This is a genomic window from Shewanella sp. A22 (assembly GCF_053850585.1).
This window is the reverse complement of the sequence record NZ_JBSQBN010000014.1, coordinates 1-24,727: the sequence shown is the minus strand read 5'-3', so window position 1 is coordinate 24,727 and position 24,727 is coordinate 1. Positions and strand designations below refer to the sequence as shown.

Sequence of the window (24,727 nt, the reverse complement as noted above, 5' to 3'; positions counted from 1 at the left end):
TAATTTCTGCGTGTTTACTCAATGAAAGTGTTATGACAGCAACGACTCCAACATCAACTCCGGCTCTTGTTTCTGATCAAGAAACCCAATCAACAAGTGAGCCATGTCCGTTGACCGCAGCGCAGCTGGATGTACTCCATAGACAAATCAAACTATGGGGTAAAGAACTTGGCTTTGCGCATATTGGTGTTGCGGATATTGACCTAAGCCAACACGAAGCAGGACTACAGGACTGGTTAGATAAAGGTTATCACGGTGAAATGAATTACATGGCCAGCCATGGAATGATGCGTGCTAGACCAGCTGAATTGCACCCAGGAACCTTAAGAGTTATTTGTGCACGGATGGACTATTTACCGCCAGATGCGGGCTTTGCCAGTAACTTAACCGACCCCAATCTTGGTTATATTTCTCGTTACGCAGGTGGGCGGGATTATCATAAATTAATCCGTCAACGGCTTAAAAAGCTCGGTGATAAAATTAACCAATATTGCCAACAACTCGACTTTAACGGTACCGATTTTAGACCTTTTGTAGACTCAGCCCCTATTTTAGAGCGTCCATTAGCCGACAAAGCGGGACTAGGCTGGACAGGCAAACACTCGTTAATTTTACACCCTGACGCAGGCAGTTGGTTTTTTCTCGGCGAGTTATTAATTAACCTACCGTTACCATTAGACATCCCTATTGAAGAAGGCTGCAATACGTGTGTTGCGTGTATAAAATCATGCCCAACAGATGCCATCATAGAACCCTATATTGTCGATGCAAGACGCTGCATTTCATATTTAACAATAGAATTGCAAGGCGCTATCCCAGAAGCGTTTCGTCCGCTTATAGGCAATCGTATTTATGGCTGTGATGACTGCCAGCTAGTGTGCCCAGTCAATGCTAAAGCACCACTAACCCAAGAGACAGACTTCCATACTCGCAGTGCACTTATTCAACCCGATTTATTAACCTTATTTGCGTGGTCTGAAACATATTTTCTCCGCCAAACAGAAGGCAGTGCAATTAGACGAATTGGCCACAAACGTTGGTTACGTAATATCGCAATTGCATTAGGTAATGCCCCAGCTAATCCGGCCATTATGACTGCGTTAGAGCAACGCAAAAACAGTGAAGAAGTGGATGATATGGTACTTGAACATATTGAATGGGCATTAGCACAACAAATACAAAAAGCGCCACAGTCGGCGCTTTCACGTAAAACTCAACGGGTTATCCGCTCAATACAAAAGGGGTTACCAAGAGACGCTTAACAGCCTTTTGTGAAGAACATACACCAATCAAATTAAACATCAGTATTTTTCTGAGCTACCTGTGTGGCAGTGAACTATTTCTTACAAAGAAGTAGCTGTACTTGATTTTTCTGAGCTGCCAGTGTGGCAGTGAACTGATGAAATACAAAACATTCATAGACGTGAATTTTCTGAGCTGCCTGTGTGGCAGTGAACCAAACCAATGGTGAGTGGTATTACAACCGGTTTTTCTGAGCTGCCTGTGTGGCAGTGAACATTTACCTGCTTACGTTACCGTTGCGACAGGTTTTCTGAGCTGCCTGTGTGGCAGTGAATGCGGCCGCGATTGTTGCTGCTTGCTTGCTCATTTTCTGAGCTGCCTGTGTGGCAGTGAACCGCCACGCATTCACCCCGGCAATGCTGCTTATTTTCTGAGCTGCCTGTGTGGCAGTGAACCCCCGCAGGGCGGCCGGAGGCCGAGACAGTTATTTCTGAGCTGCCTGTGTGGCAGTGAACGCTTTAACGCCACAGGCTAGCCCAGCTTATACTTTCTGAGCTGCCTGTGTGGCAGTGAACACAATGCAATGTTAGCGCAAGCTACAACTCGTTTTCTGAGCTGCCTGTGTGGCAGTGAACATACCCATACAAACACCTACCTGAATGGCTAATTTCTGAGCTGCCTGTGTGGCAGTGAACCAGTAATTTTGCGCAAGACGCGCTTGATTCAATTTCTGAGCTGCCTGTGTGGCAGTGAACTTGACAACATCGAACGCGCCGCCGTCGGTAATTTTCTGAGCTGCCTGTGTGGCAGTGAACTTTTAAGTGGCATGTTTATCTTTCTGTGCTTATTTCTGAGCTGCCTGTGTGGCAGTGAACCCAAGTCCCCTCCTTGTAAGTTAAGTCGCTAATTTCTGAGCTGCCTGTGTGGCAGTGAACGCGGCTGCGGCTGGTATCGGTGCGCTGGTTGCTTTCTGAGCTGCCTGTGTGGCAGTGAACAAGGCGCACCTAGCAAGTGGGCCTTATCAGTGTTTCTGAGCTGCCTGTGTGGCAGTGAACTGTTTCCAATATTTGGTAGCTCTTGGAATAAATTTCTGAGCTGCCTGTGTGGCAGTGAACTCTTTAGCGGCCTAGAAAGTATCGTTGTCTGGTTTCTGAGCTGCCTGTGTGGCAGTGAACAACAACCGGCATATCCCCTAATCATCCGTCTTTTTCTGAGCTGCCTGTGTGGCAGTGAACCTAGTCCTAGCGAAGTTGGTATTGCTCAGACTTTTCTGAGCTGCCTGTGTGGCAGTGAACCTTTCTTGCTCATGATCACCTCTCGCCTGTATTTTCTGAGCTGCCTGTGTGGCAGTGAACGTGACGGGGTTCTTTTCTGCGCTTTGGGATGGTTTCTGAGCTGCCTGTGTGGCAGTGAACCAGAGTCAGGCAGGTTTTTTGCTGGAGTTGATTTTCTGAGCTGCCTGTGTGGCAGTGAACTGGCCATCTTCCCAGGGTTCAAACAAATGCAATTTCTGAGCTGCCTGTGTGGCAGTGAACTTTACGACTCTAGCAATAAGCAATTCGATTATTTTCTGAGCTGCCTGTGTGGCAGTGAACATCACGCTTAAAGATGGCACTAGTAAAGATGTTTTCTGAGCTGCCTGTGTGGCAGTGAACAACTGCACTCTCTCCGTCACCATCAACACTTATTTCTGAGCTGCCTGTGTGGCAGTGAACAGTATATCGGCCACATATCTTCATGCATCGTCTTTCTGAGCTGCCTGTGTGGCAGTGAACTTCTTTGCTCCTCAGCCTGCTTTACAGGGTCATTTCTGAGCTGCCTGTGTGGCAGTGAACATCGCCTTAGCGTGTGCTATTGCTGCTTCTTTTTTCTGAGCTGCCTGTGTGGCAGTGAACATGCCACACTATCAGATAGAGGTGTAAATTATTTTCTGAGCTGCCTGTGTGGCAGTGAACAAATAAACGGCCCTATGCGTAATTTTACAGTTTTTCTGAGCTGCCTGTGTGGCAGTGAACTGATTGGTAACGTGGATGGCTGTGCGGCTATTTTTCTGAGCTGCCTGTGTGGCAGTGAACTATATATGCTTTCTATGTCGATAATAATTTAGTTTCTGAGCTGCCTGTGTGGCAGTGAACTTCCTGCTTCTACAGCAATGATTAATCTGGACTTTCTGAGCTGCCTGTGTGGCAGTGAACACAATACAGACATTAGAAACTGTGCGTATGACTTTCTGAGCTGCCTGTGTGGCAGTGAACTTTATCAAGAAGCGGTTTGCAGTTTTTAATAATTTCTGAGCTGCCTGTGTGGCAGTGAACTCCAGCAAAGGGATTTACTGCCTAGGCCGATATTTCTGAGCTGCCTGTGTGGCAGTGAACTATACAGATCCTATTAGCGGCCAAACTCCTACTTTCTGAGCTGCCTGTGTGGCAGTGAACTCAAAAACTCTTTCTGATAAAACTCGTGAAGATTTCTGAGCTGCCTGTGTGGCAGTGAACAGGTAATGATGATGTAGACACTTGCGCCCACTTTTCTGAGCTGCCTGTGTGGCAGTGAACTATGAAGAGCGTAGCTTTTTAGATTATTCAGATTTCTGAGCTGCCTGTGTGGCAGTGAACAATAGAATACCAGCATAAAAATAAGTTACAACAAGTTGTTAGGTTAACAATCATGTTTTAACCTTATAAAAAAGCCTTGCTGTAACTTATTGTTTTGTAATTTAATTTTTAAAGAGCAAAAATAAAGGGTAAACATCAACCTTTATGAGTTAAAACTGAGGCACGCACCCCAAGCTTTCTTTACTATTTAACTTAGCGCTGAGTCCATAACAGTCAAAAATACCATTTTGCTTACCGTCGACTTCTATTCTGTTAATAAACAAAGGGAACTTACTATTTTCATCGGGCGATCGGCGTTTGGTTTCTTGGCTATGTAAAAAGATAAACGGTAGCTTGCTCTGACCTGAGGGTTTGGTCTTTTCAAGCTCCGTTAAACACTCATTTAAAGGCGTACCACTTTTGGTTGCCCAACGCTGAGCTTTTTGTTGCATTTCCCGATCAATACGCTCGGCCGACTTTATATGCTTACGTGTAAAAGACACAAACGTCGCCTCTGCTGGCACTGGTTTAATGCCTTTAATGTGGGCATAATCTTTAAAACGAGTTAGCCAGTCAGCAATAGCCAACTTTTCAAGTTGCGATTGTTCTTGTGCAAACAAACGCAGTTTGCTTCCTAGTGGGAAACTCCCTTGTTTATAGTCAGGAAACCCCACCGCAATAGCTGATTGGTTGGGGCTAATCTTATTTTCAACCAGAGCTATATGCACTTGCTGAAACACGTTTTGCCAAATAAACCCAAGGGGAATTTCAACATCGGGTAATAAGGTTATTTCTTGGTAGTAGTTCATGGGTTTTCCTTATTCGCCAAATACACCACCGCGAATTAACATCGCCATAATGTAATGCTGTTGCTCAAGCGCTGGTTCTTTTCCTTTGAGCATCCAACCATCGAGTAACTTATAAAAGTCCATGCTTTCTTTAGGCTGACGGTAAGCAGCCCCACGATTGGTAACTGAACCGTAGGGTTCAATGGCAATGGCACCAATTTCAGCCGCTTCAGGATGCCAAGTATCAATTGTTCGCAGCGCATTACCAATTTTCTGTGAATGCATGGCGGCTTGACCATCTAATTGATACAAAAACTTACTCTTATCCCCTTTACCGCCCCCCATGACGAGCTCTTGAGATGGATAAACTGCTTGCCCTTGTCCTAATTGGCTATAAGCTTCCACTTTAATAAAGGCATGTTGCTCAATCAGGCCCAGCTGGATAATTTGAGCTAACTCATTAATTTGAGGGTTATCTTCAAAGTCTCGTAAACTAAAGTCATAGCTGTTAAAGACAAACTGTTTGTTCGCTGCTGTTACTACAATTTTAACGGTTTCAGCACCAACACGGTTGCGCCATAAAAAACGGCCGTTAGCAATATTATGGGCATAACGTTTTGCGAGTTCTTTAAACTCCGTGGCACTTTGATATTGCTTGACCTTTTCTGCTAATGCGCTTTGATAAGCGGGGTCGTTACAGGTTGAAGGGACGTGTAAGTTACTTAATACACGAAGGGTAAAGACTAACTTTAAGGTATCTGTGTTGTGTGGTAATGCTGCAATATCAACCGTTTGTAAATTTGCTTTTGATACTTCAGCATCAAGCTTTGCTGGGTCATTCGCTGTCGCCGCTTTAAGTCTGTTAGAAATGGTGCCTCTTACTGCCTTCTCACCCACCATAATAGGGTGCCAGGTGTTCTCATTAAAATTACCTGCAAACATTATTCCATCTGACGGGATTAACTTTGCTTCAAAAGCTAATACTGAAGGGGTTTTAAGTTTTACATCTGCCATGATTAAATCTCCGTTTCTTATAAAAAGTCAGGGTCAAATACAGCGTCGCTTGCAAGCGTTTCCGTATCGGGTTCTAAAATAGGGTTAATAGTTGATTGGGTTTTAGCCAAATACCACGGATGTTGATAGGTATATCGCCATATACCAGCATTAATCTCTTTTAATCTGTGCACACTCTGCCATTCGCCAACGCTATAAGCGGTTTCTGCAAATGCCACTGGGACACTAGTATCCCGCACATTGCTTACACCACCAGCAGGATAAAGCTCAGAGATCGCGTAATAACCTGCCGCTATTGGCACCAAATAACCAGGCTCAGGCTTAGGTAAGTAATCCCATGTGGCTTTTATTTTTCTGCTTTCTTCATCATTTTCGTTTGTGCCGGCTTGTTCAATTTCTAGCTGTTGATTTTCAAGTGGCGTTGCTTGGAATTTTAATTTTGCAAAATCGCACCATGCATCAAACATGCTGGCATCTTGCTGGTTGTTTTTTAACCTAATAAAATGCGTTTCGAGGTAACCACTTCTATCGAGTAATACAAACCCAGGCATTAATCGGCGCAGCGCTTTTTGTTGTGACTGCTCGTCATTCAACACTTCACAACTATCAAAATCAGTGATCTGTCCACCCGCTAGGCGCATTGTCACAATAGTACGCTGTATTTGCTCTTTTAAAGCTTGTTCGCTTGCCCTATCCCCTGCCGTTAATCCTTCAACTTCAATCAATAAAGATATTTGCATACTCATGCGCCCTTCTTCATTAATCGGCGCGGTAGTGCCTTTTTGGGTTAATGGGTTGCGACTTAGGGCAAAAACATAATCCCCCCACCCTTTGGGCTGACGGGCATGGACGATATTTTTATGACTAATAACCGCCACACCACCAAGTTTCACCTCCAACTGTTCAGGTAATTTACGTGACAACGCATGGACAAAACCTAAAAAATTTGTAATCGCAGGGAAACCATACGTTAAGCCAGCAATGGCGTTAGCATTTTGAATGTTGAGCTTTTTAAGTAAAATATATTGCTGCATATTAATATTCTCCAAGCTTTGGCGTGTGGCGTTCAAAAGCTTTTAATTCGTGAAGACAAAGCTTTTTAAAGTACTTTTGCTCCACATCGCCCAGCACATAATGCTGTTTATTTTCAAGCTTGCGCAAAAGCCAAAGTGAAAAGTCATGCGCTATGACATCTAACCAATCACCTTTATCACGCTCTGTTTGAAACCCTTGATTTGGGTTGTAAACATCCAACCAAAGTGCATGTTGATGCTTCATTTGGCAATTTGGATCATTTGACCAACCAGCATGCTCAGTTAAGTTTTGAATTTGCACGACATGATTAAATAAGCACTCAAGTAGCGGCTGCACAAAGGTATAGTCACGTTTATAGCGATTTTTGAAGTGTTTATCTTGAGTTGTAAGCCCTGCTAAGAAGGCTTTAAACTCACGAATAAGCGCAGAGGTTTTAAAACTAAATTCACGGTTGAAAACTGATGTACTGGTTAAGGGGGACTTACTCTGTGCTTGATAAGTTGGTGGGGCACAATTTAGTAAGAAACTTTGACCATAACGTTCGCTGTTTAGCTGCGAGATATTTTGCGGTTTCGAACCACCAAAATTTTGCACCGCGGTAGCAGGAAAGCTCTCGGCCAATTCAGTATGAAAATGGCCTTTTTTACGCGCATCGCGTATTTCTTTGGCTTCACCAAAACGCGTTTTTGTGACTTGTGTATGTAACTCATGCGCAAGAGATGATGAAAATAGTGGGCACAATAAATGATATTGCGGTTCACTTGTCGTATCTGCGTTGATCGGATAATAAAGCTGTTTAGTGAGTGTATGGCCAGATAACTTTTCATCACCCAATGCTTTTTCAAAGCCAGCCTGCCATTCACTGAGTAATATCTTGTCATTAGTAAATGCTTTTAAGGCGTCGATATGCTTATCTTGTAACTGGGTAATCAAACTCTCGTTATTGACGGTGATTTTTAATAATGAAGCAACGTCAAAGATTGCCGAATTGCCTGCAAAATCTAGCTGCATATTTTTCAGTGATGAAGTAACCAAATAAGAATCAGAAAGCACATCTGAATTAGCCAAAATACTACTCGCCTTCGAATCGCCATGGGTATATTTAGGCGCATGAGTTGACAAACTGATTTGCCAGGCTCGTCGAGACGCAGAAGTTAGCCAGTTAACTAAATTAAACTTTTCCTCAATTGGCGCTGCTGCTTCATTATATTGTGCTGTAGCAATACTTATTTGGGTAGGATCATCACTATTTGCAAGTAATTTGTCCCGTGCTTTTTGCAGCAGCTCTAGCTTGGTTTGTTTGCGTTGCTCAATATAATCGGCAATCGCATCACTTAAAGTCAATTCCATTGGCTTTCCTTAGTTTTTAATTGTTCATAAACACCTAATTGTTGATTCCATGTCCAGGAGATCACTTGTTCATCTTTCTCTGCTCGTAAATTGATTTCCCCTAATTGCTCACTGGCTTTTTGGGCACTGCAGTTAAGCGCATCTGCGAAATATTGATAAATACCCTCTGTAGTGACTGCAAACCACCAGAAGCAGCCTTGAGCTAACGGGATATTTTCTGTATTAAAACGCGTATTCTTTGGGGTATAGATGTAAGGTTTGCTGCTAGTATCTAACTGACACCATGTAAGTTCATCGTCTTCATTCAACCGCAAGACAAAGGCTTCTTGCATTTGTGATTTTCGAAATTCTGTTTGGCGAATGAACTCGGCATTCCAACTGGCATGCTCAGCGGTATGTTGATCCCACCAAATATTGGCTTCTTTGAAATTACGGTAAAACTTATCAATGTATTTATCGCCTCCAGTTTTCTCTAAATGAAAACGCATTGCGCGATGCTCTTGAACCATAAAGTTAGCAACTGCGTTTGCTGGCCCCAATTGTTGTTGCACTTCAAAGTCACTAGAACGAAATTCAGGTTCTTCCACCCGAGAAATTGCTGAAATATGACCCAATTCGGTGGTGATGAGATCGTTAAGATCATGAAATGCTAAGGGCAGCGCTTTGCTTTCAAATCCTGGTTTGCAATAGGCGGGCATTTCATTTTTTAATGCGCGGATATTTTTATTTAGAACAAGCACGTTACTCGTTTTAGGTACTTGTTGCCGATGACGCTGCACTCGCCCAGCTAATTGAATAATAGATCGCATTGAGCTAGGTTCGGCTATCGCCCAGTCATAGTCATGATCTCGCCCCACTTCAACCACAGACGTGCCAATCACAACAAAAATATGATTACTTACATCGCTATTTTGTAAGGCTTGGTGAATTTCGGCTTGTTGCCATAACTGCTTATCATCATGGCGGCTAAGCGCTTTATCTAGACGGCTTTCTTTAAATGAACGTAATGCCAATGGCAATTGCGAATGATAAACACAAAAGTGAATATGGTGATCTTGATGAGGTGGCATATTGACTAAGTATTTAGTCACTTCAATCATAGGGTTAATGTTGGCCATTCTAACCACGCCTAATGAGACTTTTTTCCCCGATGGATGCGTCACATGATGTGCACCATGGAGTTGGTGCATACCCTCAAAAATGGTGTGCGCAGTATTTATATATTCACCTGAAGCAGCACTTCCATCGGGGCATATTAAATCGACAGGTTTAACATTGATGACTTCCCCTTTTCGCAATGCTTTGCTTTCATCGGTTAAGCGTTTAACTCGTTTTTTCACAAAGGCTTTATGGGTTTGGATGTAATCCCCTGTATTCACTATTTCGATTGTTTTACTGTTAAACTCATCAAACCATGCACACCAAACAGGCTGTTGTTTCCCTTGGGGAAATTGCGCTTGGTTGAAATGTTTGCGCCCAGCAGAATATGCATCAAATAAGGCTTTGATTAATGAAGGCGGTAAGGTAGCAGAAGAAAGCAGCACCCTTGAACCCAACATTCCCGCCCAATTCACTAAACGGCATAATGCTGGTAGATCTTCTAGACCAAAGTCATCGGGTTCATCGAGCACTAGATCAGACGTCAACAAACGCAACATAGGCGCAATTTGTTTGCCGCCACGCTTGCTCTCAGTCGCTGGCATTAAATGATCTATGGTACTCACTAATACCGGAGCACTAATTAGCTGCTCTAGCTTTGGACTCGTGCTAAGCCAATGCTTTAGACGGCCATCGTAAATTTGACCAGCGTAACTTACAAATAATTGCTCAAATAGTTCATCTGCTGATTCACTTCCTGAGTTTATTCTGTCTGGTTCTTTATTAATTTGGTGTAATGTCTTAACCGCCTGCGAACCAATTAACACCGCTAATTCGTCATCACCGAGCTTCAATAACTCACGGTATGCATCACCCGTTTGTAAAGTGAGCGTGCGCAAACCTAATGCGACTGAAAATCGACAGCCTTCTCTTTCATCTGCAAGTCCATACATAATGCGAGCATTAGCGATGGTTTTACCACACCCAGTGGATGCCATATTGACACCAAAGAAGCCTTGTTTTTCAGAAGCTTTTGCAATTGCCTTCGCATAAGAAAATGCCTTATCTTGCCATTGATATTTTTGATCTTCAGCGCGTTTAGTGAATAATTTATGCTGGGTTATTGAAGGCAAGGTGTATTTAAGCGCCGGCAAATTATGCGCAAATCGCTGCGCATTCGATGCAACACCAATATTATGTTCATCAAGCTGCTGTTTTGACTTATGGCTAGCTTGCTTTGCATTCAGCCTATCAGTATTAGCAATGGCCTTGTATTGCTGATCTCGCCATGCCGATTTTGACTTTTCAATTGGCAAAGAAGAGTAGTAATGGTCAGCTAACATCAATGATAGCCTTGCCATATGGCTGACAAAGCGTTGTTCAAACCACTGTATTTCTTCAGCAAATAATAATGGGGTATTTAAAGCCCGCTTAGCTAATCGGCTCGCTTTATGTTGCCAAGGTTTGCTTAAAAATGGCGTTCCATGAGTAAAGCGCCAATTATCCTTAATGGTTTTTGCATCGTACTTTGAAAGTTCTATCGCATTGGGTGAGTTCCAATGACAGTCAAAACATTTTGACAGCCACTTCTCAATTTCTTGAATGTAAACAGCATCAGCATTAGACATAGGCAAGCGATGATGCGACACAATTAACCACGCAACTAACTTGGCAAATGGAGCTAGCTCTTCGAACGGGTTTTGTTTTTCTTTTCCATCAATAAAAAGGCAATTCAATACCTGTTTTTCAACTACAGCACCTTGATCAAGGTTATAAACCTCCTCGAGTTGATTTAACCAATCATGGTCAGACTTTCTTTTGGCAAAAGCTTCAAATAAACGCAGTGATATCCACTCATGACGATAAGGCTCACCTTGTGAAGCGGTTAACCCTTTTAACTTTTGTTGAAACAGATCGTTAGCTTTACCGAAATCATGAAAGAGTCCTGCAATACTTGATGCTAAGACCACAATCTCATTCAAATACCAACCTTGCTCCCATTCTTTGTGCTCTAAATTAAGTGACGTTGTATTTACTGGCACTACGCCTTGCTCATTAAATTTAAATCGATTCCCTACTATCCATAATAATTGGCTTCGTGAACGGCTTCTAATCCAATGACAGCTCACAGCAGTGCTGCGACTGGCGGTTTTACGCAGCATTTTTTTCACTGTGTTGAGGCCATCATCTGTGATTAACGTTTGCCAGGTATTGTCGCCAATGCGGTTGGCAAAGGCATCCAGTACTCTACGGGTTTTGGCTAAGGCATTTTTTTCACATTGCGAGACAAAAGTGACCATCATAGATTTTGTGCCTCTATGCGTTCTAGGGGATGAGTTTGTAACGCATTTTGCTTAACGGTATTAAACATAAATTCAAGGGCTTTATGATCCGTAAAAGCTTGTAATACTTGTTGACGAAATTCTTGTTCGGTGGCGTTTTCTTTGGCGCAAATAAATGCCCAAGGTAATACCAGCGCATCTTTTATTAGGTCGGCGACATCAAATACCAAAGCACCACGACGGGTTTTACCGTGCATTAACGCAAAGCCGTGAGGTATGCCCAATACCCATAAGCAACTGGCAGCTAAACCATAAGCGAGGTAATTGCCGTGGTTTAAAAAATCATTGGCTCTATTGGTACTGTCTTTTGCGGGCTGATGTTGGCGGGTAAAATCGACAGTGTTGGTATTATTGGCGGCAAATTTATACAGAGCCTTAGTAAGCTGCGCTTCAGTTAACAGCAGATCCGATTGCTTTTTGGCAGTATCTGTTCGACTGTGAAATACCGCTAAAGCGCTTTGTATTTGCTTATTGTTGAAGTTAAAGCCATCAGCTTTAAGATCGCGATCATTTTGCCATACTTTTTCTAAGTAACTTATACGCGCTTGTTGGAAAGCCTTTGCTGTTGCAAGCCGCTTTTCGTCATCAAACCAAAATTGCATCCAGCCATGTAAATATTCAGTAGGTCGATACTCACTTTGCGGAGTAAACCATTCTACCTCACACGCCATATGCAGTGGGGTTCCACCGCCACCGGCAAAACCGACTAAGACTCCTGCCTGTGCCAACATTCGCATAGCGGCTTGAGTAATTGAGGTGCCGTTGCCTAGTAGTAAAACTGTAGTGTTGGCGATGGGAATATTAAAATATTGGTTCTCATTTTTAGCTTCGGTGAGATACAACACCCGGCCATCTTTTTGCATAACTCGGCAGTACTCCAAGTAATACATATTTGCACGTTTAGAATGCAAAATGGTTTTTAAATCTGATGGGCTTAGATCGTCCATATTCACCTCGTGTGCTAAGTCGTTGCACTGTATACCGTTTATTATTTGCGCATCTATACTGTTTTTTTAGACAGGTAAAGTTAGTTTACAGTTGGCTAAGTGACTAGTGTGTTTTTGCTGCGATTATTGATGCCAGAATTAAAATAGCCACTGTTTGATGTCATCTTGGTTTACAAGCACCCATTGTTGGGCCTCTGGTGTACCATCTAGCATTTTGATATTTATTTGCATTTCACGCAGTACATAGTTAGCTAACGCAGCCCGAGTTTTAATAATCAATTGACCATCAGTAAGAGTAAAGTCATTGCCAAGGACCCATTTTTGTTCGTCAGTTAAACGGTAGTCTGGTTGCAAAACGATTGGGATAATTGTTTGCCAAGCATCGTCTTGGGTTACAGGGTGTGCTGATTTGCCGAGTAGTTCAGCATCGCCTTTAAAACGGCTAATAACTAAGTCTCTGTATGCTTGTGACTTTTCACAATAACCTCTTACATGCCAGCGTAATCCTGTATTGACAAAAGTATGGGGATGAAAAATTCGGCCATCGTTTTCGGGATGAGATAACGACACATATTGAACGTCTATGCGCTTTTGTTGTTCCATGGCGACAACGAGTAATCGTATTATTTGCACAGATACGATGCGATCAGGTATAGATACATGTGCCACGCGAGGCGATTGATAAGTTTTATTGAGAATTGTTCGGGTTTCATACCAGTGCAGAAACTGACTGAGTCCCCCAGAAATGTAATGAGGAAAAAACACTTTTGCAGGTACATACCCTTGTTCTGTTTTAAGCAGATTACCAGGATGTTGAAGTAAATATTGTTTGAAGTCGTTGTAGGCTTGTTGGCGACTAATATCAAATTGCTGCATAAGCTGTTTGTTATTTATGCAGCCTTGCCACCATGCCAGCATTTCGATAAATAAGAAGCGTTTACGAGACAAATCCTTTGCCATCTTGTTCACTAATCTTGTAAGCCTTGTGTGCTTATAAATGTTTTTCGAACATAAGTCAATGATATTATTCAGCAAATGAAAATAAACGCAGTATTTCAATGACTCAACATACAAGAAACTAGATATCCAAGGCAAAGCCCACGTTAATAGCCACTTTTAAATGGTCATGAGTTTCGGTAACGTGAAACCTGCACAATATTGTAAACTATTGCAGGCTTCTGCAATCGCATGTTTGGCCGCTTCGTCTGAACTGATCGGTGATCAACCGACCAGTTCAATGGCCTTATAAGTATCACTCATCATCGCTCCTATTGTTAACGGCACATATTCAACTTCAATGTCGTCAACAATAGGGCAATTTACGGCTCAATATCACGCCGCTTATAATCGTTGCTAAGCAACAAAACTCGGCAACCTTTAATGGATTCACCCTATCGATTAAAACCGACGGCGAAGCACTTTAGTGGCTTCAATCATATTACGCAGTGCTGGCTCAACCTCATCCCAAGTACGGGTTTTTAAACCACAGTCCGGATTAACCCATAGCTGTTTTACCGGCACTTTTTGCGCCGCTTTAGTGATTAAGTCGACCATTTCATCAACGGTTGGGGTATTTGGCGAATGAATATCATACACTCCTGGACCAATTTCATTAGGGTAATGAAAGTCTTCAAAAGCGTTCAGTAGCTCCATGCGCGAACGCGAAGTTTCAATAGTGATAACATCTGCATCCATTGCCGCTATGGCATTAATGGTGTCATTAAACTCGCTGTAACACATGTGGGTATGGATTTGGGTCGCATCGTCAACACCTGCCGCCGATAACTTAAACGCATCCACCGCCCAAGTTAAGTAATCCGCCCATTGGCTTTGTTTAATCGGTAAACCTTCACGAAATGCGGGTTCATCAATTTGAATAATACCAATGCCTGCTTTTTCTAAATCAACCACTTCGTCACGGACCGCTAACGCAAGTTGGTTGGCTATGTCTTGACGTGGAATATCTTCACGGGCAAACGACCAATGTAAAATAGTCACTGGACCCGTTAGCATGCCTTTAACGGGCTTGTCGGTTAGGCTTTGCGCATAGGTGGCCCAATCGACTGTCATGGGTTTAGGGCGAGATACATCGCCATAAATTAACGGCGGCTTAACACAACGAGAACCATAACTTTGCACCCAACCAAATTGCGTAAACCCAACGCCCTCTAATTGTTCACCAAAATACTCTACCATGTCATTACGCTCAGCTTCGCCGTGTACCAACACGTCGATACCCAACTTAAGTTGACGAGAAATAGTATCTTGGGTAACTTGCTCAAGCTGTAATCGGTAATCACGGTCATTAATTTCACCTTTACGCCAGCGACTGCGTAACCCGCGAATTGCTGGCGTTTGCGGGAAAGAACCTATGGTCGTTGTAGGCAATAACGGCAGCGCTAACTTTTGTTGCTGAGCAATGATACGGTTGGCAAATGGGCTGTTGCGATTAAAATCAGCGGTGGTTAACTGTGACACACGTTGAAGCACTTGTTGGTCTGCGGCCAATGCTTTTGCTAAGCGGCGTTGCTGGCAACGCTCAATAATGACTCGATTGGCTGCACAGTCTTGCTCAACAACAAGTTGATGAATTTCATTAAGTTCAAATAACTTCTGTTTTGCAAAAGCTAACTGACCAAGTAATGGGTTAATTAATTGGGTTTCTACCTCTACATCAACAGGGCAATGCAACAACGAACACGAAGGCGCTATCCACAAACGGTCGCCTAAGGTCGCCGCTAAGTCAGTTACTTGCTTTGCTATCACATCAACATCTGCGGCCCATACGTTACGGCCGTTAATCACGCCAATTGAGAGTACTTGTTGGCGAGAAAGTGCATTAACAAACGCATCACGTTGTTCTGGCGCTGTGACTAAATCAAGATGAAGTCCATCAACGGGTAAGGCGCTAACCAGCGTTTGATGGTGAGCAATAGAACCATAATAACTGGCGAGTAAAATCTTTAATGAGGCTGGCTTATGTTGCGCTAAGGTTTGATAACTGTGGCTAATGGCTTGCTGCCACTCATCGGTTAAATCAGCGGCAAGTACTGGCTCGTCAAGTTGCACCCAGCTAACCCCTTGGGCAGCAAAACGAGACAATATTTGTTGATAGGCAACCAGTAACTGCGGTAATAACGATAACTTATTAAACTCAGTGAGGCTTTTAGATAAATACAAATAAGTGACCGGGCCGAGCAGCACTGGTTTAGCTTGGTGACCTAATTGTTGCGCCTCTGTCACTTCGTCAAACAATTGCTCAAAAGCAATCTCGAATGTTTGATCTGCACTTAATTCTGGCACTTGATAATGATAGTTAGTATTAAAAAACTTGGTCATTTCTGCCGCGCAGGCATGCTGCCCAGTTTGTGAACGACCACGCGCCACGCGAAATAAAGTGTCTATATCAACAGCGGCAGGGCTGCCATCAGCTTGGAGGGCGCGATGACGATCAGGGATCACATTTAACGTCGCGCTTAAGGTTAACACTTGGTCATAATAGGCAAAATCCCCTACTGGCACTAATTCAACACCGGCATCAGCTTGCCACTGCCAATGAATGCGTTTCAATTCACTGGCAACATTTTTCAACTCTGTTAACGTTGCTTCACCGCGCCAATAACGCTCTAACGCAAACTTCAATTCACGCTGACGTCCTATGCGGGGAAACCCTAAACTTGAAATTTTCATACTACTTTCCTTTTCGTTGAGCAAAATTTATAGCCATTTATGTAGAAAAAAGCTACATAGGCGTCTGGACGTCTAGAAGTTTATTGTGTTACTCTGCTGTCAAGCAATCGAATTGATTTCATCGGCTAGTTGAGCAAGATTCATGTGGAGAGAAAATGATAGAGCTTAGACACCTTCGCACCTTGATGGCGTTAAAAGAAAGTGGCAGTTTAGCGGGTGCGGCTAAAAAACGATTTGTAACCCAGTCGGCGCTTTCTCATCAAATAAAAGAGTTAGAGACTCGGATTAACTCAGCTATTTTTGTTCGTAAAAGTAAACCATTAACCTTTACTCATGAAGGTTCTCGTTTGCTAAATTTAGCAGAAGAAATTTTACCGAAAGTGATTGCAACCGAGTCAGATCTTAAACGCGGTTTAGAGGGTGAAAGCCAACAACTTAAGCTCGGTATTGAATGCCACAGTTGTTTTCGTTGGTTAATGCCCGTCATTGAACAATTTAAACAACATGCGCCAGCAGCTCAAATTGACATTTCAAGCCGTCATTTATTTGATTCACTCAATGCGTTAGAAACAGGCAGTTTAGACATAGTACTCACCTCTGACCCAGTACCAGGGCACAGTGTTGCGTATCAGCATCTATTTGATTTTGAAGTTAAGTTAGTGGTAGCAAGTGATAACGCTCTAGCAGCACAAGCATTTGTAACGCCTGCACAATTAGCAAAACAAACGTTAATTAGTTATCCAGTACCTTTAGCACGTTTAGACATATACAAACACTTTTTAGAGCCTGCTGGTATTGAACCTGGCGAGCAAAAACAATGTGATTTAACCTCCATGTTATTGCAACGAGTCGCCTGTAATGACGGCGTAGCAACCTTGCCAACTTGGTCGATTAAAGAGAGTCAGGGGCTGAGCCTTACTGCGGTAAAATTAGGGGCAGAAGGACTAAAACGTCCATTGTTTGGCGCTTATCGCCGCGACGCCACCAATGCGAATTTAATCCAAAAATGGCTCGAACTGGTAGCATGTGAAGGCATAAAACTACAACGGGTTGATTAACAAACCTCGTTTAGATAGCACGCGTCTAAGCACAAGCCCTGGAGAATCTGGGTTTTGTGTTTGACGTAAGTTATGTGCAATTAAAAACTCTTCGCGTAAATCATCATCCAACCCAAGAGACTCAAACGCTTCAAGCGAGAGTTGCTGCTGTTGTTTATCAATCAGTGACTTCAATACTTTTAACGAAACAGGTCGTGATAATTCATTGTTTAAATAAGCAAAAGCCGTTAACGCAATCACCTGCCCAAACACACTAAATAGTGCGAGTGTTTGCATTTCATCCGCATCAATTTTTGTACCAACGCCAGTTTCACTCTCTTCGCGTAACATGGTTATACAATCTATCGCAATCGCTTCATTTAATTCCCAATAACCTTGAACCAGTTTTTTGTAAGGCTCGGTAAGCTCATCAAGCCGCTCTTTCAAATAAAATGAAAAAGCATAACGATAAATATTCACTTGTCCTAAACGGATTAAAGCATCTTTAACACTACGGCTTTTTGTCGATACGATGCCTGCAGTTTGCGCGGTATTACTGCGCAACAACAAATGCATTGCCAAAGCTGGATCGGCAGAAACCGTCTCAATAATAATTCGGATATCGGCTTCACTAATAAGGGCTTTCTTTAACGGAATCAGTATTCCACGTCGACCAATGACCTGCTCTTCGTTGCCTATAATAGCTTGCACTTGAGTAAAAACTTGTTGCTCAAGGTTAGTCATGTTCATTGATCACCTTTTTCAGAATAAACCACGGTATAAAATAATTTAACGATATATTAAAAGTAAAGCCAGTAAAATTACTGGCTTTACTTAAGTTAGCGAACTTAAACAATTAAGTTAAAAACGGTAACCAGCGGTCAGCCTAATTGAACGTCCAGTACCCGAATAATATCCACTGGCATACGCATTGTAATAACCGGTGCCAACATAATCTTCATCAAGTAAGTTGTCGATACGTAAACTACCGTTCCAACCTAAATAGGTATAGTTGAGCGCAAGATTGGTGAGTACATAACTGTCTAACTTATCATCAGCGTTGCTGTTATCACCTTCCATGTAGCGCTCACCAGTGTAAACACCTTCAACAAAGGCTTGCCAACTATCTGAGAAATCATAACTGACATAGGCTTTACCTGAATGCTTTGCCACCCAAGATAACGCTTTACCGTCGTTTTCGCCCTGAGTAAATTCTGCATCAATATAGTCGTACGAAGCACCTAATAGCCAGTCCGTGGATAACTGCACATTATAAGCAGTACTTACCCCAAAACGACGAGATTCGTCTGCATTTACGTTAGCCCCAAAGCCAAATACTCCATCAGGCCCATCAATACGGCTAGTATCCAAAACAATCTCATCTTCTAAATCAAGCTGGTAAGCATTGATTTTGAGTGTTTGAGTCGCTGTTGTGTAATCCCAACCGGCTTCGTAAGAGCGGCCTGTTTGAGGGTTTAAGCCAATTATTGTCACAGGCGTATAAGCCTGTTCGTCGACTTTAGCAAAGCGAAAGTTATCATTTGCACGAACATAAAAACGATTTTCATTGCTTGGACGGTAATTAAGCCCTAACTCAAATGCATGGGCGTCGTTATCAATTTCAATACGATTTGGATAGAGTATTTGATCAAACAAATCATCAGTCACTTCTGAATAACGACCACCCACAACATAAGATAGTGTTGGCGTTATCGGTACCGATGCTTGCACATAGGCACTCTTTTGTGTCTGTTTATTATTACGTTGCATATAACTAAAATCAAAATCCGCTTCACCTTGGCTCACATCAATACCGGCAACAACATTTAAATCACCTTGGTCTAAGTGGTAATTAGCCGTTGCTTTAGGAGAAAAACTCAATAAGTCACGTTCAATGCGGCCTGCACTACCAAACGATATACTGGTGGTTAACGAATCTGAGTAAGTTAAATCTGCACCCAACGCCCAAATGTTATTTAGCTGGTACTGGTAACCACTGCGCAGTGCTGTGGTCATTTCATGATTAAAATCACCTGCATTATAAGAACCCACTTGACGAGGGTCATCTTTATATTGCGCTAAGCTTAACGAACCAGGCGCTTGTAGGTCATTATCAAAATAATTCACTTCAACAAAAAAATCTTCAGTATCAGTTTGATATTGCAAGCGACCTAATATTGAGCTGGTTTCATTGTCATTATTATCACGGTAATTGTCGCTTTCGTTATAGCTGGCCGCTAAAAAGTATCGCCATGCATCGTTAATGGCACCAGACACATCGCCTTTCACTTCATAGGTGTCAAAACTGCCACCACTTACCTGTAAGCCACCACTGGTTTCTGTTGGCGCCTTGGTAATAACATTGATAACACCGCCAACGGCTTGGTCACCATACAATACCCCTGCACTGCCCGATAAAATCTCAACCCGCTCAATTAGATTAATCGGAATCGACTCAACCCTTGGCGCAGAAATATCAATATTATTCAATTTACGTCCATCGACCAATATCAAGGTGTTATTAACGGCTTGTGATGCAGAAAAACCACGCATAGAAAATACGCTGCCCGAATTATTGTCCGACACCTGAATACCAGATTGTCCACGTAATAAATCGGTTAAATTGGTGGCACCGCTCATTTGAATGTCTGCAGCATCAATAACATTAACATTGGCAGCAATGTTTAATGGATTGGCTTGAGTACGGCCAATGACCACTATGGTTTCATCCATGGTGATATCAGACGCAGATGATTGTATTGAAGTGGGTGCAGCAATAGCATTAACGCTAGTGGCACAAAAAATTGCACTTAATAAAAGTGCGATTGTAGTTGGTTTAGTACCCATTTACCTTTAACTCCTGAAAGGAAAAATGGGGCAGTAACGCCGCAATATGGAGCACCAATGTAGCCTGCCTCTAGAGAGTAAATCACTAGAATAAGCCGACAAGCGGTATCACATTACATTTCGAGATCTGCCCACCGAAATCATCGAAATCACCTTTATGGCCGGTCTCCGGACTGAGGTTGTCGTGTTATACCAATGGTATAACCTATATGATTAACGCAAGGCTATTGCGCATCCGACTTTTACCATTCACCGTTGCGGGGGCAGTACCAGATTTACACTGGTTTCCCGATTATCCTGCTGAAGATCACAATCCACAGCAAGCACCGTAAAGATTGACTATTGAATAAACAAGAGTTCAAGTTCAACCCTTGCCAAGAATGTCTATTTTGCGATATCACATCATGCTTATATAAACGAACCAAAGTCATCAAAACGATGGGCGACTAAGCAAATAAGAATATCATAAAGTAATAGCGCGCTGATTATAGCGGATCCCAAGGTAAACTTGATACTAGCAAAAGAGTAACTAACAGATAATTCAACTTGGTTAGGACCTGTTGATCTTTCAAGGTTGTTTTTGCAGCGAATTGTTGGTCATTTGTACAAAGAAGAGACTTTGTGGTGTAGTTATTCTACATAAAAAGTCGATAATGCAGTAAAAATGACCAATAAACGCTGCCCGAAGGGTTCGGGCTAAAAACTTAACCAACAAAGATCAACAGGCCCTAGTTATTAATGTCGCCACGTATATTAGCGAGCCACGATGCTATACAGATAACGGAGAAAGTAGCAGGAAATCATAACGCTTGATGAATTATCAACGTCAGCAAATATTATTAACCTTGGGTGAATAGCAACACACCACTCGGGATCTGGAACGACATTCCAAAATATCCCGAGCAGTCAAGACTGGCAGCAATCTTGCTCATCCAAATGAATCCTTATTTGGTCAAGACAGCGATAAGCTGATTAATACCAATCCGCATTGAAGTTTGCTCTTTTAGCGAAAATTATTAGTGTGCTATTCGAGGCAGTCTTTTGAAGGCATGGTTGTTTCACGTCAAAAATGACTAACAAAGAAGAGTGGGCTAATAAATTCGCCCTTCGGGGCTGTGTCACAATACCAATTACTACCTCAAATGCCTTTAATGTAGCTAGCTACACCAGCAGTCATTTGAATTGTACTTGGCACTGTGACGCAGCCTAAAATAGATCACACTTCAATAAGGACTGGTATAAATTTCAATTTACGATGTTCTACCTTGAACACATGAAAATTGACGCTTATCGATAACATTTACGTCATCGGTAAAATGTTAGTTTAACGTTTCGTCGTCATCTTCTTCGTCAAACAACTCATCTTCGTCCACTGCAGACTCTGCAGCAATCGCAGCAGCTAAACTTTTAGCCTTAAGATGCTTTTCAGTTTTACGCTTGTTACGGTCGGCTTGCTTTGATAAAAAACCTTGCAGAGCTTGTTCGCCCCATGCAATGGCTTCTGCTTCTGATGCAAAACCATCATGGCTTTTTGACACAACCGTTTTAGTCGCGGTCATGCGACGAGTGATCTCAGTTTTCCATGTATCTTCAACTTGAATAACACGTAAACTATATTTTTTGCTATCGCTCATAATCTATTCTTTCCTACTTCAAGGTATCACAGGCTAAAACCCATGAAATTTCAGGCGCGCAGTGTACTCCAAACACACGTGTTTAGCAGCAATTTAATGGTTATTTTTGCAGCTTATTTGACAAATGTTTACTACAGACACCATAAAAGGAATGAGATATAAAATCTCACTACTGCACCATTATTGTTTCACTAATTGGTTTGAACCAACAATCATCATTTCGCATTTATGGCAATCAAACACCAATTTTAATTTGTCTTTACCCACATCTAAAAACATTGGGTCGGCTTTAATACCTTCAACTTCTTTTGGACATAAGTTAAAACTGTAACGCAAACAATGCTTAGTCACCATTAATGGCGCATCATGCAACACGGTGTTTTTCTCATAGGTATCTTCAATTTGAATTACCCCATGCTGATGATAAAAAGATTTGGCTTTTTCGTTGGCCACATTAGATAAAAAACTTAACCCTTTTTGCGGAAAACGGGCATTTTTATCATGTACCCAACGCTCAGGACGTTGATAACCAGCCACCCTAGCCGCCATTAACGTACTCACGCCATCACGGCGAAGTTCGTTAACTACAGACGCGGGTAAAAACCACATTTGCTCGGTGAGTAAATTAACCTTGTTCAATACAAAATCACTACTACCAAGTTTACTCAGTTGCTTTTTCAGATTTTCCGCGGTTTTAACTTGATCATTAGCAGGGTTTTTATCGCAAGCTAAGGTCACGGTTGCACTAATACCATGCACATCAGTAATCGTTAATCCTACGCCATCATCGGTATCAAAAAATTGCATATCAACAGCTATTTTACGGCTAGCTGAGTCTTTGTTTAATGTCGATTCAAACTTGTGGTCAAAGTTACGGAACATCATCACACCGACTTTTAAGTCTTTAGGCACTTCAGTCAAATATAAGGTGTTGCCATCTGCACGGTTAATGCGCACCCCCGAGAGCTTATCATCAGACAAACGTTGAGTTTCATAATGATCAACAAAAAAACATAAGCCATCGCCATTATTAAAATGAATATCCTTACCACTTTCACTGGTATCAATCTTGATAAAATCTTTACCTACATGGGTAATACGGCCCACTTTTTCACCGATAAACTTAGGCGAGCTAAAATGCTCAATCGCCTCGGTCCGTTCGTTAACAAAGTAATCTGTTTTACCGCGATTAAAGCTTTTATCAGGATCAGGAGTAAAATTAAACTCACAACGACCATGAGAAATAGACTCAAGATCATCACGTTTCGCAATAATGGCATCCAACTGCTGACGATAATGTGCCGTAACATTCTTAAGGTAAGTAATGTCTTTTAAACGACCTTCAATTTTAAACGAGCTGATACCGGCATCAATTAACGCTTCTAAATTATCTGTTTGGTTATTGTCTTTAAGGGATAATAAATGCTGATTCTCGGCTAACACATCACCTTCTCGTGTGGTCAAATTACACGGTAATCGACACATCTGTGAACATTCACCGCGATTAGCACTACGATTAGAATACGCATGGCTTAAATTGCACAAACCACTATAACTGACACATAGTGCCCCATGAATAAAGAACTCCAACTTCATTTTAGTGCTAGCAGCAATATCGCGAATTTGTGGAATATTCAGTTCTCTGGCTAACACCACTTGTGAAAAACCTACCTGTTCTAAAAACACGGTTTTTTCTGGGCTGCGGTTATCGGTTTGGGTACTAGCATGCAATGCAATAGGCGGTAAATCTAACTGTAAAACCCCCATATCTTGAACAATCAAAGCATCAACACCGGCGTCATACAGTTGCCAAATAAGCTGCTGTGCTTTATCCAATTCGTCATCCATTAAAATGGTATTTAATGCCACAAATACTTGTGCATGATAACGATGGGCAAAGGCTGTCAAACGCGCGATATCTTCAACACTGTTACCAGCATTATGACGAGCGCCAAAGGCAGGCCCACCAATATAAACCGCATCAGCGCCATGACGAATGGCTTCAATGCCATAATCAGCATTTTTAGCAGGGGCTAATAGTTCAAGTTGGCGTTTTACCGGTGTTTTTGGGGTAAACAATTCTACAGAAACCATAATGTTAACTAAATTTCGCATCGATTCGGATAAAAAAGTGCGCCAACATAATCATGTTGGCGCACTCACATAGCGCTATACTTTAGCAAACTTTGAACAAAGTGCTAAGTAAAATCGTGACAAATAAGCCCTACACAGGCTAAAAACAATGCTTATAAAAACAACTCTTGAATGTTTTTAAAGTCGGTTTTGCCCTCTGCTATTTCTTGTGGGTTTAAACCTGACACTTCATGCGGGAACACCAGCCAGTCTTCAGATGAATGAATAAAATAGTCTGGTTTTAAATCTACCTTAGTATTTTTGGGCTTGTAATAAGGGCAGGCAATACGGATATCCGTTGGCATATTTAAACGCATAAACTTGCCTAATTTACCAATAAGCGCATCAACACTTCGTCCAGAATCAAATACGTCATCAACAATTAACAAACCATCGTCTGCATTGGCATTTTCGATAATGTAGTGCAAACCATGTACTTTGATATTTTTATCTTGTTTGTCTGTGCCAATGCCATAATAAGAAGAGGTTCTAACCGCAATATGGTCGGTTTCAATTTTCTTAAAATCAAAATATTCTTGAACCGCAATACCGATAGGTGCTCCACCGCGCCAAATACCCACAATAAATTGTGGTCTAAAGCCACTGTCATATACTTGTGCAGCTAATCTAAATGAATCTTCCAGAAGTTGTTGCGCACTAACATAGAGTTTATCAGTCATTGGTTAAGCCCCCGATTATTTTATTGCGGCGAATTTTATACCAAATAACGTTTTCTTGCCTGTAAGAATAGGAATTAATTGATCAAACCCATAAAAAAGATAAATCATTATTCAAATAGCAACCTTATCTCAACGTTTGTAGCGGCATATATCAAACAATCCATTACCGTGTTATACCAATCCTATTAAATATGTGATCTTTCAGCGGGAGTTCAAAGTGCTGTAGGCAAGGCAGATGATTGAAGCGAATAGTGATCCTCGGTAACAAGCTCCTGCGTTACTCTACCTCCAGCATC

General features: G+C 42.1%; 15 protein-coding genes, 1 CRISPR repeat array and 1 riboswitch. Of the genes, 2 read left to right on the top strand and 13 right to left on the bottom strand.

Going from position 1 to position 24,727, the window contains the following annotated elements; genetic code table 11:
* Window positions 1-32: 32 nt before the first annotated feature.
* A complete protein-coding gene (gene queG / locus ACWXWT_RS04520; protein WP_456040422.1) occupies window positions 33-1,262 on the top strand; it encodes a tRNA epoxyqueuosine(34) reductase QueG in 1,230 nt (409 codons plus the stop codon).
* Window positions 1,263-1,309: 47 nt separating this feature from the next.
* Window positions 1,310-3,857: a CRISPR direct-repeat array (repeat unit 28 nt; unit sequence TTTCTGAGCTGCCTGTGTGGCAGTGAAC).
* 149 nt (window positions 3,858-4,006) lie between these two features.
* On the opposite strand, the gene cas6f is transcribed toward queG, so the two are convergent.
* From cas6f to metE, 8 genes are all read right to left on the bottom strand, one after another.
* Window positions 4,007-4,645: a type I-F CRISPR-associated endoribonuclease Cas6/Csy4 gene (gene cas6f, locus ACWXWT_RS04515; RefSeq protein WP_456040421.1), complete on the bottom strand. Its 639-nt coding sequence runs from the start codon at window positions 4,643-4,645 to the stop codon at window positions 4,007-4,009.
* A 9-nt stretch (window positions 4,646-4,654) separates the two neighbouring features.
* Window positions 4,655-5,638, bottom strand: coding sequence for a type I-F CRISPR-associated protein Csy3 (gene csy3, locus ACWXWT_RS04510; RefSeq protein ID WP_456040420.1), 984 nt, complete (start codon window positions 5,636-5,638; stop codon window positions 4,655-4,657).
* A 17-nt stretch (window positions 5,639-5,655) separates the two neighbouring features.
* Complete coding sequence (gene csy2 / locus ACWXWT_RS04505; RefSeq protein ID WP_456040419.1) at window positions 5,656-6,672, bottom strand: type I-F CRISPR-associated protein Csy2; 1,017 nt, start codon at window positions 6,670-6,672, stop codon at window positions 5,656-5,658.
* Between the two features lies 1 nt (window position 6,673).
* On the bottom strand, window positions 6,674-8,023 hold the full coding sequence (gene csy1 / locus ACWXWT_RS04500; protein WP_456040418.1) for a type I-F CRISPR-associated protein Csy1: 1,350 nt from the start codon (window positions 8,021-8,023) through the stop codon (window positions 6,674-6,676).
* Window positions 8,014-11,424, bottom strand: a complete 3,411-nt coding sequence (gene cas3f, locus ACWXWT_RS04495; RefSeq protein WP_456040417.1) for a type I-F CRISPR-associated helicase Cas3f — start codon at window positions 11,422-11,424, stop codon at window positions 8,014-8,016. The genes csy1 and cas3f overlap by 10 nt, the downstream gene beginning before the upstream one ends.
* Complete coding sequence (cas1f, locus tag ACWXWT_RS04490; RefSeq protein WP_456040416.1) at window positions 11,421-12,410, bottom strand: type I-F CRISPR-associated endonuclease Cas1f; 990 nt, start codon at window positions 12,408-12,410, stop codon at window positions 11,421-11,423. Before cas1f ends, cas3f begins: the two co-directional genes overlap by 4 nt.
* Window positions 12,411-12,548: 138 nt before the next feature.
* On the bottom strand, window positions 12,549-13,370 hold the full coding sequence (locus tag ACWXWT_RS04485; protein WP_456040415.1) for a WYL domain-containing protein: 822 nt from the start codon (window positions 13,368-13,370) through the stop codon (window positions 12,549-12,551).
* A 438-nt stretch (window positions 13,371-13,808) separates the two neighbouring features.
* Window positions 13,809-16,100: a 5-methyltetrahydropteroyltriglutamate--homocysteine S-methyltransferase gene (gene metE, locus ACWXWT_RS04480; protein ID WP_456040414.1), complete on the bottom strand. Its 2,292-nt coding sequence runs from the start codon at window positions 16,098-16,100 to the stop codon at window positions 13,809-13,811.
* A gap of 155 nt (window positions 16,101-16,255) precedes the next feature.
* Between metE and ACWXWT_RS04475 the strand changes: the two genes are divergently transcribed.
* Window positions 16,256-17,158, top strand: a complete 903-nt coding sequence (locus tag ACWXWT_RS04475) for a LysR family transcriptional regulator (protein ID WP_456040413.1) — start codon at window positions 16,256-16,258, stop codon at window positions 17,156-17,158.
* Here the strand turns inward: ACWXWT_RS04475 and ACWXWT_RS04470 are convergent.
* From ACWXWT_RS04470 to ACWXWT_RS04450, 5 genes are all read right to left on the bottom strand, one after another.
* Window positions 17,141-17,881: an HDOD domain-containing protein gene (locus tag ACWXWT_RS04470; RefSeq protein ID WP_456040444.1), complete on the bottom strand. Its 741-nt coding sequence runs from the start codon at window positions 17,879-17,881 to the stop codon at window positions 17,141-17,143. The genes ACWXWT_RS04475 and ACWXWT_RS04470 overlap by 18 nt on opposite strands.
* 117 nt (window positions 17,882-17,998) lie before the next feature.
* Entirely contained in the window at window positions 17,999-19,984 is a 1,986-nt protein-coding gene (locus tag ACWXWT_RS04465; protein ID WP_456040412.1) for a TonB-dependent receptor, read from the bottom strand.
* Window positions 19,985-20,126: 142 nt separating this feature from the next.
* Window positions 20,127-20,330: riboswitch (cobalamin riboswitch) on the bottom strand.
* Window positions 20,331-21,303: 973 nt separating this feature from the next.
* Window positions 21,304-21,618 (bottom strand): DUF3622 domain-containing protein, encoded by a 315-nt coding sequence (locus ACWXWT_RS04460; protein ID WP_456040411.1) that lies wholly within the window; start codon window positions 21,616-21,618, stop codon window positions 21,304-21,306.
* Window positions 21,619-21,798: 180 nt separating this feature from the next.
* Complete coding sequence (locus ACWXWT_RS04455) at window positions 21,799-23,712, bottom strand: peptidase U32 family protein (RefSeq protein WP_456040410.1); 1,914 nt, start codon at window positions 23,710-23,712, stop codon at window positions 21,799-21,801.
* A gap of 152 nt (window positions 23,713-23,864) precedes the next feature.
* Window positions 23,865-24,431: a phosphoribosyltransferase gene (locus tag ACWXWT_RS04450; protein WP_456040409.1), complete on the bottom strand. Its 567-nt coding sequence runs from the start codon at window positions 24,429-24,431 to the stop codon at window positions 23,865-23,867.
* Window positions 24,432-24,727: the final 296 nt, after the last annotated feature.